General features: G+C 53.4%; 1 pseudogene. It reads right to left on the minus strand.

The window, feature by feature from the left end:
- Positions 1-107 precede the first annotated feature (107 nt).
- A pseudogene (locus tag Q4563_RS18780) lies at positions 108-298 on the minus strand (hypothetical protein); the annotation flags it as partial.

The following is a 298-nucleotide window of genomic DNA, read 5'->3' on the forward strand; positions in this document are numbered from 1 at the left end:
GTCCCTACCATGGTAAAGGTACCTTCAACGCCATCGGTACGACGAATCACCCCAGCGCGCTCATAAATATTGCGAATCGAAGAGTCCAGATAAGCCGGAAAGGCTTCCTAACCTGGAATTTCTTCCAGCCGGCCGGAAGTTTCCCGCATTGCCTGGGCCCAGCGCGACGTCGAATCGGCGATCAGCAAGACGTCATAACCCATGCTCTGGTAATACTCCGCCAGAGTGATACCCATATAAATAGAGGCTTCCCGGGCAGCCACCGGCATCGATGAGGTATTGCAGAGAATAATGGTTC

It is taken from the genome of Gilvimarinus sp. 1_MG-2023, assembly GCF_030548285.1.